Annotated in this window: 15 protein-coding genes and 1 riboswitch; of the genes, 7 read left to right on the top strand and 8 right to left on the bottom strand. The window is 73.3% G+C overall.

The features are described from left to right. Window position 1: 1 nt before the first annotated feature. Window positions 2-604 (bottom strand): flavodoxin family protein, encoded by a 603-nt coding sequence (locus tag AC0I8G_RS20420; RefSeq protein ID WP_471731571.1) that lies wholly within the window; start codon window positions 602-604, stop codon window positions 2-4. A 122-nt stretch (window positions 605-726) separates the two neighbouring features. On the opposite strand from AC0I8G_RS20420, the gene AC0I8G_RS20415 reads away from it, so the two are divergent. From AC0I8G_RS20415 to AC0I8G_RS20400, 4 genes are read left to right on the top strand one after another with little or no spacing between them, the layout of a single operon-like run. After that, a complete protein-coding gene (locus AC0I8G_RS20415; RefSeq protein ID WP_471731570.1) occupies window positions 727-1,335 on the top strand; it encodes a hypothetical protein in 609 nt (202 codons plus the stop codon). A gap of 4 nt (window positions 1,336-1,339) precedes the next feature. Next, a complete protein-coding gene (locus AC0I8G_RS20410; RefSeq protein ID WP_471731569.1) occupies window positions 1,340-1,723 on the top strand; it encodes a DUF3253 domain-containing protein in 384 nt (127 codons plus the stop codon). Between the two features lie 27 nt (window positions 1,724-1,750). Then, a complete protein-coding gene (locus AC0I8G_RS20405; protein ID WP_471731568.1) occupies window positions 1,751-2,611 on the top strand; it encodes an LLM class F420-dependent oxidoreductase in 861 nt (286 codons plus the stop codon). A 42-nt stretch (window positions 2,612-2,653) separates the two neighbouring features. Beyond that, on the top strand, window positions 2,654-3,481 hold the full coding sequence (locus AC0I8G_RS20400; protein WP_471731567.1) for a phosphotransferase: 828 nt from the start codon (window positions 2,654-2,656) through the stop codon (window positions 3,479-3,481). Here AC0I8G_RS20400 and AC0I8G_RS20395 read toward each other — a convergent pair. Further along, window positions 3,471-4,349 (bottom strand): class I SAM-dependent methyltransferase, encoded by an 879-nt coding sequence (locus AC0I8G_RS20395; protein WP_471731566.1) that lies wholly within the window; start codon window positions 4,347-4,349, stop codon window positions 3,471-3,473. The genes AC0I8G_RS20400 and AC0I8G_RS20395 overlap by 11 nt on opposite strands. A 10-nt stretch (window positions 4,350-4,359) precedes the next feature. Continuing rightward, window positions 4,360-5,679 carry an NtaA/DmoA family FMN-dependent monooxygenase gene (locus AC0I8G_RS20390; RefSeq protein WP_471731565.1) on the bottom strand — a complete coding sequence of 440 codons (1,320 nt, stop codon included), beginning with the start codon at window positions 5,677-5,679 and terminating at the stop codon, window positions 4,360-4,362. A gap of 73 nt (window positions 5,680-5,752) precedes the next feature. Then, window positions 5,753-5,839: riboswitch (SAM riboswitch) on the top strand. A gap of 126 nt (window positions 5,840-5,965) precedes the next feature. Here AC0I8G_RS20390 and AC0I8G_RS20385 point away from each other — a divergent pair. Together AC0I8G_RS20385 and AC0I8G_RS20380 are read left to right on the top strand one after the other, a co-directional pair. Further along, window positions 5,966-7,291 (top strand): O-acetylhomoserine aminocarboxypropyltransferase/cysteine synthase family protein, encoded by a 1,326-nt coding sequence (locus tag AC0I8G_RS20385; protein ID WP_471731564.1) that lies wholly within the window; start codon window positions 5,966-5,968, stop codon window positions 7,289-7,291. Window position 7,292: 1 nt separating this feature from the next. Continuing rightward, a complete protein-coding gene (locus AC0I8G_RS20380; RefSeq protein ID WP_471731563.1) occupies window positions 7,293-8,603 on the top strand; it encodes an LLM class flavin-dependent oxidoreductase in 1,311 nt (436 codons plus the stop codon). Here AC0I8G_RS20380 and AC0I8G_RS20375 read toward each other — a convergent pair. From AC0I8G_RS20375 to AC0I8G_RS20360, 4 genes are read right to left on the bottom strand one after another with little or no spacing between them, the layout of a single operon-like run. Next, complete coding sequence (locus tag AC0I8G_RS20375) at window positions 8,600-9,127, bottom strand: alpha/beta hydrolase (RefSeq protein WP_471731562.1); 528 nt, start codon at window positions 9,125-9,127, stop codon at window positions 8,600-8,602. The two genes, AC0I8G_RS20380 and AC0I8G_RS20375, sit on opposite strands and share 4 nt — an antisense overlap. A 10-nt stretch (window positions 9,128-9,137) precedes the next feature. Then, the gene (locus AC0I8G_RS20370; protein WP_471731561.1) at window positions 9,138-9,443 is read right to left on the bottom strand and encodes an antibiotic biosynthesis monooxygenase family protein; all 306 of its coding nucleotides are present in this window, start codon (window positions 9,441-9,443) and stop codon (window positions 9,138-9,140) included. Window positions 9,444-9,461: 18 nt separating this feature from the next. Next, the gene (locus AC0I8G_RS20365; RefSeq protein ID WP_471731560.1) at window positions 9,462-11,969 is read right to left on the bottom strand and encodes an ABC transporter permease; all 2,508 of its coding nucleotides are present in this window, start codon (window positions 11,967-11,969) and stop codon (window positions 9,462-9,464) included. Between the two features lie 12 nt (window positions 11,970-11,981). Further along, complete coding sequence (locus AC0I8G_RS20360) at window positions 11,982-12,722, bottom strand: ABC transporter ATP-binding protein (RefSeq protein ID WP_380161513.1); 741 nt, start codon at window positions 12,720-12,722, stop codon at window positions 11,982-11,984. Window positions 12,723-12,887: 165 nt separating this feature from the next. Between AC0I8G_RS20360 and purT the strand changes: the two genes are divergently transcribed. Continuing rightward, complete coding sequence (purT, locus tag AC0I8G_RS20355; protein WP_471731559.1) at window positions 12,888-14,084, top strand: formate-dependent phosphoribosylglycinamide formyltransferase; 1,197 nt, start codon at window positions 12,888-12,890, stop codon at window positions 14,082-14,084. Window positions 14,085-14,087: 3 nt separating this feature from the next. Here the strand turns inward: purT and AC0I8G_RS20350 are convergent, their stop codons facing one another. Continuing rightward, window positions 14,088-14,825, bottom strand: a complete 738-nt coding sequence (locus AC0I8G_RS20350; protein WP_380259768.1) for a response regulator — start codon at window positions 14,823-14,825, stop codon at window positions 14,088-14,090. Between the last annotated feature and the right edge of the window lies 1 nt (window position 14,826).

Raw genomic sequence — 14,826 nt, 5'->3', positions numbered from 1 at the left:
CTCAGGCCGTGAGCTTCTTCGCGGTGGCGACGACGCGGGTCACGAGGTGGTCCAGCGCCGTGAACGTCACGTCGTCCAGCGGCTGGTCGCCCTGACCGGCGACGTGGCCGACGCCGTAGGGGTTCCCGTCCACGAACTTCGAGGGGTCGGTGTACCCGGGCGGCACGATGATCCCGCCGAAGTGGTAGATCGTGTTGTAGAGCGCGAGGAGCGTGGACTCCTGGCCACCGTGCAGGGTCGAGGTCGAGGTGAACCCGGCGTAGACCTTGTCGGCGAGCTGACCCGCACCCCACTGGGCGCCGAGGGAGTCGATGAACACCTTGAGCTGCCCGGCGATGTTGCCGTAGCGGGTGGGGGAGCCGAAGAGGACCGCGTCGGCCCAGACGATGTCGTCCGCGGTGACCCCGGCGGCGCCCTTGGCCTCCTCGGCCTCGGCGGCCTGTTCGTCGGTGGCCGCCTTCTCCCCGCCGGTGGGGGTGCGTTCCACCTGCCGGAGCCGCACCTCGGCGCCGAGGGACTCGCCGGTCGCGGCGAGGCGTTCGGCCATGCCGCGCACCGTGCCGGTCGCGGAGTAGTAGACGATCGCGAGCTTGACGTCGCTCACCAGTGACCTCCAGGTAGTTGAAAGTACAACTTGCACCTCCCAACCTAGACCTGCCGCCGACGGAACGCACCACGGGCCGTGGCGCCTTGACGGGACGCGGGCGGGCTGGTGGTCTTCACCGCGTGTCCGGTGACCCGCGAGAGACCCGCTGGACCCTGGACCCGGACCCGTCCCAGGACGACCTGCAACGTCTCGTGGCCGAGCTGCGTCCGCCGGCGAGGGCGTACCTGCCGCGATCCGTCCCGCTGGCCCTGAACCTCCCCCTCGTCGACCTGTTCCCGTTCGTCCCCCCGCAGTTCGTCACCGCACGCCTGGGGCGTCTGCCGGTGCTGTTCCGCGACCTGCTGCCGGCCGGTGCGACGTGGATCCACGCCCTCGACGAGCCGGGTGGGCGGTGGCGCGTCCAGGTCCTCGGTCTCGCCGACGGCATGGTTCCCGCCAGGACCTCGCTCGCCGGGTTCGTCCCCGCCGGTGGGGTCGTGGTGACCCTGCGCCAGGGCCACGACGTCGAGCCCTGGGACCTCGGCTTCGTCACCGACCCGGCCGACGGCGACCGGGTCACCCTGCTGGTCCGCGGGCTGCCGACGTTCGTCGCTCTGCCCGACGCCCGGACGACGCTCCTGGGGTGTCGGGCGACCTTCCACGGCACCCCGGTGACCGTGACGGCGGAGAGCACGGCCTGGCCGGAAGTCCTCCTCCTGCAGCTGCTGCACGCCGCCGACCTACAGTGACGGGGTGAGCGGGAAGACGTTGCCGACGAAGGACTGCGTCGTCTGCGGTCGCACGATCACCTGGCGCAAGAAGTGGGAACGGGACTGGGACGAGGTCCGCTACTGCTCCGACGGCTGCCGGCGTCGGGCGAAGTCTTCCGCGTCCGCGGTCGACACCGAGCTCGAGACCACCATGCGTGCGCTCCTCGACGCCCGTGGGCGGTCGAAGACGATCTGCCCCAGCGAGGTCGCCCGCGCCGTCGGCGGCGAGGGCTGGCAGGAGCTGATGGAACCCGCGCGCGCCGCCGCCCGCCGGCTCGTCGTCGCCGGGGAGGCGGAGATCACCCAGGGCGGGAAGGTCGTCGACCCCTCGACGGCGAAGGGACCGATCCGGGTGCGCAAGACCTGAGCACGGGAACGGCGTAGGTTCGCCGTCATGCACATCGGACTCCACGTCTCCGACTTCACCAACCCCGGCGGCCCGGCCACCCTGCGCGAGGACCTCATCCGCATCGTCGGCGAAGCCGAGGAATCGGGCTACCGCAGCGTCAGCGTCATGGACCACCTCTGGCAGATCCCGCCCATCGGCGACGCCGAGCGGGCCATGCTGGAGGCCTACACGACCCTGGGGTTCCTGGCCGCCCGCACCGAACGGGTGGAACTCCTCGCCTGGGTGACCGCCGTGACCTACCGGGAACCGGGCCTCCTCGCGAAACTCGTCGCGACCCTCGACGTCCTCTCCGGTGGCCGCGCCTGGCTCGGCATCGGTGCCGCCTGGTTCGAGGGGGAGGCGACCGGACTCGGGCTGCCCTTCCCGCCCACCGCGGAACGTTTCGAGCGGCTCGAGGAGACCCTGCGGATCTGCCTGCAGGTGTGGTCGGACTCCGAGGAACCGTTCGAGGGGAAGCACTACACGCTGGGTCGCACGCTCGGCAACCCCCGGCCGGTGAAGCGTCCGCACCCGCCGATCCTCATCGGCGGAGGTGGGGAGAAGAAGACGTTGCGCCTCGTGGCGCAGTACGGGGACGCGTGCAACCTCTTCGGCGGCGACGACGTGGCGCACAAGCTGGACGTCCTGAAACGGCACTGCGACGACCTCGGCCGCGACTACGACACGATCGAGAAGACCGTCATGGCTCCGTTCACCCCGAACGACCTGGACGGGTTCTTCGAGAGCGCGAAGGAGTACGCCGCGCTGGGTGTGACTCACCTGCACGGTGGGATGTACGGAACCTACGAACCCGGCACGGTGAAGTCGTTCGGCGACGCCGTCGTCCCACGTCTCGCGGAACTCTGAGCACGCGGACCGGTTGCTACCCAACAGGTCCGAGGTGACGTGATGCAGCCGGTGGAGACGGCCGACGCCGTGCGTGCGGCGTCGGCGGTCGCCGGGTCCGAGGGCCTGGAGGTCGGCGACGTCGTCGTCCTCCAGAACTCGAACAAGCTCACGCTGCGGTTGCTGCCCGCGGACGTCCTGGCCCGGGTCGCCCCGGAGTCCGACGGGATCCTGGCCTTCGAGGTCGACCTCGCCCGGCGACTGGCGGCCGTCGGGAGCCCCGCGGTGGCGCTCGACCCGCGGGTGCGACCGCGCGTCCACGTCCGGAACGGGTTCAGCGTCACCTTCTGGGAGTTCCACCCCGCCCGGGAACGCCCCCTCTCGGCCGAGGAGTACGCCCGGGCGCTGCGACGACTGCACGAGGACCTGCGAGGACTCGACGTGCCGTACGCCGCCGTGCCGCACGTCACCGAACGGGTCGACCGGGCGTCTCGACTGCTCGCCGACCGGGAACGCACACCGGAGGTCCCCGAGGTCGACCGCACGTTCCTGACGGCCGTCCTCACCCGGTTGCGCGACGTCGCCGGCCGCGGCCCCGAGCAGGTGATCCACGGGGAGCCGCACGAGGGGAACGTGCTGGCCACGGAGTCGGGACCACGGTTCGTCGACCTGGAGACGTTCTGTCGCGGACCGGTCGAGTTCGACCTCGCCCACGCACCCGACGACGTCGCCGACCACTACCCGGGACTCGACCCCGACCTCCTCCAGGACTGCCGGGCGCTGGTGCTCGCCATCGTCACGACGTGGCGCTGGGACCGCGACGACGAGCTGCCGAACGGGCGGGAACTCGGCCGGGAGTGGATCGCGCAGCTGCGGGCGCTCACCGGGTGAACCGCCACACCACCAGCGCGGGCTGCCCGAGGTAGGCGGCGTCGCTCGCCTCGGGGACGAGCGCCTCGAGCGACCACGGCCACTCGTTCCAGGTCCCCGGAGCGTCCTGGCCGGGTCGGCCGGTCGTGGACCCGGCCGGTACGGGTTCGACGCAGTCGAGCACCCGCAACCCGGCGGAGAGCGCGGCGCGCAACTGGGTGCCCACGGGGTGCACGAAACCCTCGATGCGCCGCGCCTCTCCCCGGGGGCCGGGGGAGGACGGGATCGAGCCCCGGCGGATCCGGTCGGGGTGGACGTCGGAGACGACGAGGGTCCCCCCGGGGCGCAGGACGCGGGCGAACTCCGCGAAGACCGGGGAGAGGTCGGGGACGTGGGAGAGGGCCAGGGCGCAGACCACCACGTCGGACGAGGCGTCGCCCACCGGGACCGCGTGCAGGTCGCCCGGGAGGAACTCGACCCCCGCGACCCCGGCCAGCGCGAGCATCTCCGGGGAACCGTCCACGCCGGTGACCCGGTGTCCGCGGGCCGCCAGCTCGGCGGACCAGCGCCCCGTCCCGCAGGCCAGGTCGAGGGCGTCCCCCGGAGCGAGGTCGTCGAGCCAGGGCAGCACCACGTCGGCGTCGCCGAAGGCGGTGTTGGGGACGTCGTAGCGCCGCGACCACTCGGCGTACCCCTCGCCCGGAGGCACCCGGGCCACGTCGAGACCGTCGCGCAACCGGGGGTCGTCGAGCAGCCGGCGCACCTCGGCGAGGCGGCGTTCGACGAACTCCCGGCCGTACCGGCCGTGACCCGTGGTGGCCCGCTGCAGGGCGAGCCCCTCGATCCCGAGCAGGACGGCGAGCGGGTGTTCGTGGACGGCGTCGGCCATGGCAGGCCTCTCAGGCGTAGCGACTCGGCGGGACGGGCAGCCCCATGTTCTCGCGCAGGGTCGCCGCGGGCAGTTCCGGCGGCAGCGCACCACGTCGCACGAGCAGCGGCACCACCTGCCCGACGAACTCCTCGAGCCCCGCGGGGACGGAGGAGAACGCGAGGGTGAAACCGTCGGCGGCGCCGTTCTCGAAGCGTTCCACCATCCAGTCCGCGACCTGCTCGGGCGTCCCGGGCAGGAACCGGCGGCGGAGCATCGTCCGGTACAGGTCGCGCAGCGTGAACCGCTCCGGGTCCGACTGCCGCTCCATGAGCTTGCGGACCCCCTCGAACACCGTCTGCACCTGGTTCGACCCGCCGCTGAAGTCGAACTCGAACCGTTCGTCGAGGGGGTGGCCCGAGAGGTCGACCCCGAGGTGGTGGGAGAGCCAGTCGAGGCTGAGGCGGTCCGGGGTCAGCGCCTCGATCTCGTCCACCCGTTCGAGAGCGCGTTCCGGCGTCTCGCCGAGGACGGGGGAGAGGGCGGGGAGGACCTTGAGGTGGGCGGGGTCGCGGCCGTTGTCCGCGGCGCGGCGCTTGTAGTCGTCGGCGAGCTTCCGAGCACCCTCCAGCGGGGCGCTGCCGGGGACGAAGACCGCCTCGGCGTGCTTCCCGGCCAACCGGCGGCCGTCCTCGGAGGAACCGGCCTGGAACAGCACCGGGTGGCCCTGCGGCGGGCGGGGCAGGTTCAGCGGACCGCGGACGCGGAAGAACTCACCCTCGTGGTCGAGGACGTGCATCCCCGCCGGGTCGGCGTAGCGGCCCGAGGGGACGTCGGGCCGGATCGCGTCGTCGTCCCAGCTGTCCCACAGGCCCTGCACGACGTCGACGTACTCGCCCGCCCGGCGGTAGCGCGCGGCGTGGTCCAGGTTCACGTCGAGACCGAAGTTGCGCGCCTCCTCGTCGCTGGCCGAGGTCACCAGGTTCCACCCGGCCCGCCCGGAGCTCAGGAAGTCCAGCGAACCGACCTGACGGGCGGTGTGGAAGGGCTGGTTCCACGTCGTGGAGACGGTGGCGACCAGCCCGATGCGTTCCGTGCTGCGGGTGAGCGCGCCCAGGAGCCCGAAGGGTTCCGGGCGGACGTTGGCGACGTGCTCGACCCCGGAGGGGAAGCGGTCCCACACGTAGAGCTCGTCGGCGTAGAACAACGCCGTGAACCCGCCGCGCTCCGCGGTGCGGGCGAAGTCCTCGTAGTAGCCGTGGGTGAGGTAGTCGTCCGGGCGCCCGCCCGGGAGCCGCCAGCTCGTGAGGTGCTCGCCCCCGGGGTAGAAGAGCATCGCGGTGAGGATCACGAGCGGGCACGCTACCTCCGCTGCGACCGGGTGAAGCGCTTGACACGGGGCCCGCGGTCACCGTTCACTGGAGGAGCCATCCAGAGCGGCCGAGAGACCTGGCTCGTCGACGCCGCAGCAACCGCCTTCGGGTAGGTGCTTCCGCCAGGACCGATGGGAGAAGCTCCGTGCCTGAACACCGCCTGACGCGCCGTCTCGTCATCGACCTCCTGCGCAGCGCCGGGATGACCTGTCGGGCCTGAACGCCCGCCAGGTCCCCCGTTCACGCTCCCGGAAGGTCCCGTCGATGTCGCACGTCCCGTTCCCGCACGGTTTCGCCACCCAGCAGGTCCACGCCGGTTCCTCGCCCGACCCCGCGACCGGTTCCCGCGTCACCCCCGTCCACCTGACCGCCGGTTTCGTCTTCGACGACTTCGAGCAGGCGCGTGCCCGCTTCGCCGGTGAGGACGACGGCTACGTCTACACCCGGATGGCCAACCCCACGACGACGGCGCTCGAGCAGCGCCTCGCCGTCCTCGAGCACGGCAGCGACGCGATCGTCGTCGGCACCGGCCAGGCCGCGATCACGGTGGCCCTGCTCGGCGTCCTCGGCGCCGGCGACCACGTCGTCGCCGCGGGGGACCTCTACGAGGGATCCCGCGGCCTGCTCGTCGACAACTTCGGCCGGCTCGGGATCACCGTCGACTTCGTCGCCGACAGCACCGATCCTGCGGCCTGGGAGGCGGCGGTGCGCCCCGAGACCCGGGTGTTCTTCGCCGAGTCGATCGCGAACCCGAAGAACGTCGTCCTCGACGTGCCCGCCGTCGCCGCCGTGGCCCACCGGCACGGCATCCCGCTCGTCGTCGACAACACCTTCGCCACGCCCTACCTGCTGCGCCCCCTCGACCACGGTGCCGACGTCGTCGTGCACTCCGCGAGCAAGTTCCTCGCCGGGCACGGGGCGGCCCTGGGCGGCGCGATCGTCACGGGCGGTTCGTTCGACTGGAGCGGGTTCGACCACCTGACCGCTCCGGCGAACGTCCTCGGCGGGGTCAGCTGGGTCGAGGCGCACGGGTCGCGACGGGCCTACGTCGAGCACACCCGGGCCGTCGTCGCCTCGCGGTTCGGGCCGACGATCTCCCCGTTCAACGCGTTCCTGGTCCAGCAGGGCCTGGAGACCCTGTCGTTGCGGGTGGCGCGGCAGACGTCGACGGCCCTGGAACTCGCCCGCTGGTTGGCGGCGCGTCCGGAGGTCGTGAGCGTCGACCACGCGGGACTCCCCGGCCACGGGACCTCCGCGGTCGCGCAGCGGTTGCTGCCGCGGGGCAGCGGCGCGGTGTTCTCCTTCACCCTCGAGGGTGGACGGGCTGCGGCGCAACGCTTCGTCGACGCCGTCGAGCTGTTCACCCGGATGACCCACGTCGGCGACGTCCGCTCGCTGGTCATCCACCCGGGGAGCACGACGCACGCCCACCGCACCGAGGCCGAACGCCTCGCCGCCGGGATCTGGCCGGGACTGGTGCGGCTCTCGATCGGGCTGGAGGAACCCGAGGACCTGCTCGCCGACCTGGAGCTCGCCCTCGCCGCCACGGTCCCCACCGCGGTTCCGGCCGAGCTCCCCGTGGCGGTCTGAGGTGACGCGCCTGCAGCACTTAGGGTACTTCTTCTCCCGGGGTTTCGGCCCGCAGGGCTGGGGCCGGGACTACCAGGCGTGGAACGACGACTGGACGCGTCCCGACCTCTACGCCCACGCGGTCCGTGACCTCGAACGCGCGGGTTTCGACCTCGTGGTCATCGAGGACGCGATCTCGCTCGGCAACCCCGACACCCTCGACCTGCGGGTCCGCGCCGCCTACGGCGGGCCCAAGCACGACCCGCTGCTGCTCGCCCCGTACCTGTTCGCGGCGACCCGGCACCTCGGCGTCGTCCCCACGATCAACGCGGGGATCACCCCGCCCTACCTCGCCGCCCGGCAGGCCGCAACGCTGCAGCACCTCTCCGGCGACCGGTTCGGGATCAACCTGGTCACCGACGTCGGCAGCGCCCGCCACGTCGGGCTCGAACCCGTCGCGCACGACGTCGCCTACGACCGCGCCGAGGAGTGGATCGACGTCGTCCGCCGGTTGTGGCACAGCTGGGACGCGGACGCCCTCGTCGCGGACGCCGAGACCGGGCACTTCGCCGACGGGGCGAAGATCGACGCCTTCCAGCACCGGGGTGAGCACTTCCGCCTCGACGGACCGCTCAACGCGCTGCCCTTCGACGGCGGGGACCCGGTGGTCGTCTCGCCCGGGGGTTCCGCGCGCGGCCTGGGTTTCGCCGGGTCGCGTTCCGACGTGCAGCTGGCGCTGGCGCCGCTGCAGGTCGAGGAGGTGCGGGCCTACCGGACGAAGGTGCTGGCGGCGGCCGCGCTCGCCGGTCGCAAACCCGCGGACGTCCGCGTGCTGTTCGTCGTCAAACCGGAACTCCTCGCCAGCCGGGAGGAGGCCGACCGGGTCGTCGCCGCCTCCCGGCACGCCTCCGACGCCGTCCTGCACGAGGTGGCGCTCGCCTGGTCCAGCGACCTCGAGACCGACCTCACGGCACTCCCGCTGGACGCGCCGATCGATCCCGCGGTGTTCGGCGACCACGTCTCGCTCGGCACCCTCACCGCGTTGCGCGGGGACACCCCGGACGCCCCGCTGCGGGAACTGCTGGCCCGCAAGGCCCGCAAGGGGCGTCTCGGCGATCGCAGCGGACTGGTCGGGACGGCGGAGGAGTTCGCCGACCTCGTCGAGGAGTTCGGTGCGGACGCCGACAACGACGGGTTCCTGCTCTCCGGGGACCTGCACCCGGTGACGTTGCACCGGTTCCTGGACGACCTCGTCCCGGTGCTGCGCCGGCGGGGGATCCTGCGCAGCGGGTACGGCGGCGGCGGGTTGCGGGGCAACCTCTTCGAGTTCTAGCCCAGGAACTCGCGCACCCCGGCGCGCAAGCGGTCCAGGGCGTCGGCGGTCGCCGTGGGATCCCCCGGGAACTCCAGGGAGTGGTCGGCGCCGACGAACTCGAGGACCTCGCGGTCGCTCTCGTGGGCCAGGGTCCGGTTCCACGACGGGTCGGCCGTCCCGCCGACGAGCAGGGTGTTCGCGTGCGAGCGGGCGGCGGCGAGCCCCACCGCCGGTTCGTCGAGCAACGGCGTCAGCCAGATGCCCGCGAGCGCGAGGTCCGCGGCCACGGGCAGGGCCAGCGTGGTCAGCGACTTCGCGACGACGAAGTTCGGGCGGAGGTCGTGCAGCAGGGCCCGCACCAGGTCGGGGGTGTCCGCGGCGGTGGGGGCGGGACCGTCCCAGGAGAGGGTCAGCACCCGGTGCCCGGCGGCGAGCAGTTCGTCGCGGACCACCCGCAGGACGGGCTGGTCGGCGTCGTAGCCGCGCCCCGGCAGCACCAGCGTGGGTGCTCCCGGGGCGTGGCCCGCGGAGTCGATCCTCATCGGTCCGGGATCAGCTCGGGTCGGCGCCGAGGACGACCTCGAACTCCAGGAGCGAGGCGCCGGTGGCGACCGGCTTGGCCCGCTCGCCCGCGTGGGCGGCCTGCGCGCCCCCGCCGGCCCAGGCCTGGAACGCCTCCTCCGTCTCCCACTTCGTGTAGACGAAGTAGCGGGTCTCCCCCGAGACGGGGCGCAGGAGTTCGAAACCGAGGAACCCGGGGGTTCCCTCGACCGCACCCATCCGGGCGCCGAACCGGCGCTCCAGCTCGGGCCCGCCACCCTCGGGGACCTCGATCGCGTTGATCTTCACGACAGCCATGCCGACAGCGTCTCAGGGTCAGTCGGCGATGGCGGCGACCGGGGGTGTCCTCGCCGCACGTCGTGCCGGCAGCACCGAGGCGAGCACCCCGGCGAGCGCGGCGACGACGACGATCCCCCCGACCTGACCCCACGGCACGGCGAGCACGACCGGCATCTCGGCGCTGAGCACCGAGGCCGTCCCGGCCAGGCCGTACCCGGTGCCGAGGACCACCCCCAGCACCGCGGCCACCCCGGCCACGAGCAGCGCCTCCCAGGCCAGCACGGCGCGCAGCTGACCCCGGGTCAGCCCCAGGGCCCGTAGCAGGCCCGACTCCTGCCGTCGTTCGACGACGGAGAGGGCGAGCGTGTTGCCGACCCCGATGAGGGCGATGACGACGGCCACGGCCAGCAACCCGGTCACGATGAGGAGCATCGTCGTGAGGAGCTGGTCCAGGGAGTTGCGCAGGCTCGCGATGCCCTGGACGTCGCTGGAGGGCAGGACCTGGGCGAGGGCCTCCGAGATCCGGTCCGTCGCCGCGGCCTGGGCCCCGGTGTCCCCGTCGGCCAAGCGGATCCAGGCGCCCGTCGGCTCGAGGTCGGTCCGCAGCCGCTGCGCGTCGGCCTGGGTGATGACCGCCGCGGACTGGCTGTCCGGGGCGATCCGGACGGTGAACGGGACGGCGGCGCCGCTCGGCTCGCCGGCGTCGTCGAGGACCTGCAGGGCCAGCGCGTCCCCGTCGGAGAGACCTGCACCGAGGGTGGCCGGGAGGACGATCTGACCGGCCCGGGGCAGGGGTGAGCGCTGCTGCGAGCGCACGACGGCGCCCGCCGCGGCCGGGTCGACGGCGTCGACCGTGAGGCTCAGCGAACCGTCCGCGGTCGTGAGGTCCAGGTTCTCGACCAGCGCGAGACCGGCGACGCCGTCGACCCCGCGCACCGCGGCCACGACGTCGGGCCCCCAGGGCTGCGAGGCGGTGGCGACCACGTCGGTCGGGTAGCCGGCGTCCATGGCGCGCAGGGCGCTGACCCGCGTCGAGGAGGTCCCGACGACCATGGCCGTCGTCAGCGTCACCCCGATGACCAGGGCGGTGGCGGTGGCGGCCGTGCGGCGGGGGTTGCGGATCGAGTTCCCGGCGGCGAGTCGGGCCGGTACCCCGCCCAGGCGTCGGAACGGCCTGCCCGCCAGGGCGACGAGCGCCGGTACGAGGTGCTGGGCCAGCAGCAGGAACCCGAGGAAGCTGAGGGCTCCCGCGACGAGGGCACCGAGGAGCTGGCCACCGGCGGCCAGGACGACCATGGCGGCGGTGGCGGGGACGGTCACCACGAGACCGAGCACCAGGCGCACGACGCCGGCCCGGGAGCGCACCGGAGCGGTGGACAGCGGCCGCAGCGCGGCCAGCGGGGCGACCCGGGTCGCGGCCCGTGCCGGGGCGAGCGCGGCGAGGACCGTCACCACGGTGCCGAGGACGAGACCCGCCAGGACCGCGGAGGCGGGCAGGACGACGTCGGTCAACGGGACGGGGGAGTCGACGCGACCCGCCAGCCCCGCCACGGCCCGGGCGAGACCGGACCCGGCCAGCACACCGACGACCGAGGCGAGCAACCCGACGACGAACGCTTCCCCGAGCACGCTGCGACCGATCTGGCCGCGGTCCGCACCCACGCAACGGAGCAGGGCGAGCTCGCGGGTCCGCTGGGCCAGCAGCACCGCGAACGTGTTCGCGATGACGAGCCCGGCGACGAGGACGGCGATCGCCCCGAAGGCCAGCAGGACGCTGGTCAGGCTCTGCGCGTCCCCGGTGAAGGAGTCGGCGACGTCCTGCGCGGCCTGGTCGCCGGTGGTGACCTCCACCGACGCAGGGGCGACGGCGGCGACGCTGCGGAGCAGGGCGGCGAGGTCGGTGCCCGGAGCGGCGGCCACCCGCAGCCGGTCCGGGGACCCCGCGCCCCACGCGGTGACCGCCTCGTCGGTGCCGAAGACCGTCGGCACCAGGCCTGCGCGCGGGTCGCCCGCGAGGTCGACGGTCCCGACGACGGTCACCTGCTGCGTGACGGGTTCCGGGGACCCGGAGGCGTCGTCGCCCACGGGGTAGTGCGTGAGGGCGATCCGCGTCCCGGGCGCGACGTCGACGCGGTCGGAGACGGCGATCTCGTCCGCGTCCTGCGGCAGGCGGCCGCTGCTGACGTGCTGCCACCGCAGCATCCCGGGGCTGCCGAGGCTGCGGGCCTGCGCCGACGTCGCGCCGGTGCGGTCGGGCAGTCGCACGTCGACGGAGGTGGACCGGTCGGCCGCGACCGCGGCGACGCCCGGCAGGGCCGCCACCACGGGTTCGAGGGCGGTGAGCGGTCGGTCCTCGGCGTAGGGGTCGCTCGGGGTCACGACGACGTCGCTGGCGACGAACTGCGCGCCGACACCCTGCAGGACAGCGGCCTTCGCCGTCGCGTTCAGGGACAGGGTCGCCACCACGAAACCCACCGCGATGACGATCGCGAGGCAGGAGGCGAGCACGCGTGCGCCGTGCGCACGCAACTGGGCCAGGGTCACCCGGAGCACGGTTCAGACCCCCAGGGTGCGCAGGGCGTCGATGACGTCGTCCGGGGTGGGGCTGGTCAGCCCACCCGCGAGGCCGCCGTCGGCGATGAGGACGACGCGGTCGGCGTAGCTCGCCGCGACCGGGTCGTGGGTCACCATCACGACGGTCTGGCCGACCTCGCGGACGCTGCCGCGCAGCAGGCTGAGGACCTCCGCGCCGGCGCGGGAGTCGAGGTTCCCGGTGGGTTCGTCGGCGAAGACGACGTCGGGCCGGGGGAGCAGCGCGCGGGCGACGGCGACGCGCTGCTGCTGCCCACCGGAGAGTTCGTGCGGGCGGTGCCGGAGCCGGTCGGTCAGCCCGAGGCGGTGGACGACGTCGTCGCGCCAGGCCGCGTCGGGCTCCCGGCCCGCCAGGCGCAGCGGCAGCAGCATGTTCTCCTCGGCGTCGAGGACGGGCAGCAGGTTGAAGCTCTGGAACACGAAACCGATCCGGTCCCGTCGCAGTCGGGTGAGCTCGGCGTCCTTCAGGGCGGTGAGTTCGGTGTCACCGAGGAACACCTGTCCCGCGGAGGCGACGTCGAGGCCTGCGAGGCAGTGCATCAAGGTGGACTTGCCGGAACCCGAGGGGCCCATGATCGCGGTGAACTCGCCCCGGGTGAACTCGACGTCCACCCCGGCGAGGGCGTGCACGACGGCGTCACCGCGGCCGTAGGTCTTGCGCAGACCCACGGCACGGACCGCGGAACTGTCGTGGAACTCGGACACGGTGGTTCTCCCAGGATCGCGGGGGTTCTCGAACACCCTCGACGCTAGGGATCGCGGCCCTGCGCAGCGTCTGGCCCTGAGTGGATCCTGAGGTCATCCCGTGGTCTGACGGGCTCCCGCCGCTTCGGGCACGGGACCGACGCGGCCGGGCCCTAGGCTCCTGCCGTGGTCACCCTCGGCACCCCGAACTCCCCGTCCGCGACGCGCGTCCTGATGCTCGGCTCCGGTGAGCTGGCCAAGGAGGTCGTCATCGCCCTGCAGCGCCTGGGGGTCGAGACGATCGCCGTCGACCGCTACGAGGGCGCCCCGGCCCAGCAGGTCGCCCACCACTCCCGCACCATCGCGATGAGCGACCCGGACGCCCTGCGCGCCCTGTTGCGGGCGGAGCGACCGGACGTGATCGTCCCCGAGATCGAGGCGATCGCCACCGACGTCCTCGTGGAGCTGGAGGCCGAGGGTTTCCGGGTCGTCCCCACCGCCCGGGCCGCCCGGTTGACCATGGACCGCGAGGGGATCCGCCGCCTCGCGGCGGAGACCCTGGGCCTGCCCACGAGCCCCTACGCGTTCTGCGACTCCCTCGAGGAACTCCACGCCGCCACCGGCGGACCGATCGGGTTCCCGTGCGTCGTGAAACCCGTCGTGTCCAGTTCCGGCAAGGGACAGAGCACGCTGCGTTCGGCCGCCGACGTCGAGCATGCGTGGGAGTACGCCCGGTCCGGCGCCCGCGTGGAGCGACCCCGCGTCATCGTCGAGGGTTTCGTCGAGTTCGACTACGAGATCACCCTCCTCACCGTCCGCTCCCTCGACGCCGACGGCGAGGTCGTCACCCGGTTCTGCGACCCCGTCGGGCACCGCCAGGAACGGGGCGACTACGTCGAGAGCTGGCAGCCGCACCCCGTGTCCCCGACCGCCCTGGCCCGGGCGCAGGAGATCGCCGCCGCCGTCACCACCGACCTCGGCGGCACCGGGCTGTTCGGCGTCGAACTCTTCGTCCGCGGTGACGAGGTGCTCTTCAGCGAGGTCAGCCCCCGCCCGCACGACACCGGCATGGTCACCCTGGCCACCCAGTTCCTCAGCGAGTTCGACCTGCACGCCCGGGCCCTCCTCGGACTGCCCGTCGACGTCGAACGGCACTCCACCGGCGCCAGCGCCGTGATCTACGGCGGCGTCGACGCCGTCGCGATCTCCGCCGACGGGGCTGCCGAGGCGCTCGCCGTGCCCGGCAGCGACCTGCGCTGGTTCGGCAAGCCGGAGAGCTTCACCCGTCGCCGGATGGGCGTCGCGCTGGCCCGGGGGGCCGACGTCGAGCAGGCGCGCGACCGCGCGATCCGCGCGGCCGCTGCGGTGCGTCCCCGGGCGTAAGAGCTACCGGGCGTCGCGCAGCACGTCGCCGGGCTGGACGAGCCCGGCGGCGTAGGCCAGCACGACGGCCTGCACCCGGTCGCGCGAGTGCGTCTTGGCCAGCACCCGTCCGACGTGCGTCTTCACCGTCGCCTCGGAGACGACGAAGCGCTGGGCGATCTCGCCGTTGGTCAACCCGTGGGCCATGCACTCCAGCACCTCCCGCTCCCGGGGGGTCAGGTCCGTCGGGATCCCCTGCGGCGCAGCGGAGGGAGTCGCCGCGCCGGCCCGCAACAACGGACCCACGTGCTGAAGCAACCGTCGGGTGGAACTCGCCGCGATGACCGCGTCGCCGGAGTGCACCGTGCGCACCGCGGCCAGGAGTTCCTCCGGCGGCGCGTCCTTGAGCAGGAAGCCGCTCGCTCCCGCACCGATCGCCGAGACGACGTACTCGTCGAGGTCGAAGGTCGTCAGCACCACGACCTTCGGACCCTCCGTGGGACCCGCCGAGGCGCTGGCCGAGGTGATGGCCGAGGTGATGCGCCGGGTCGCCTCGATCCCGTCGAGACCGGGCATGCGCACGTCCATCAGCACGACGTCGCAGGGGGTGGAGGTGACGACCCGCACGGCGTCGGCCCCGTCGGAGGCCTCGCCCACGACGTGCAGGTCGGGTTGGGAGTCGATGACCATCCGGAACCCGGCGCGCACCAGCTGCTGGTCGTCGACGAGGACGACGCGGATCGGTTCGGTGGGATCGCTCACG

It is taken from the genome of Kineococcus sp. AC630 (genome assembly GCF_979255925.1).
Note: the sequence above shows the minus strand (reverse complement) of the source record. Positions and strands in the feature narration are given on the sequence as shown.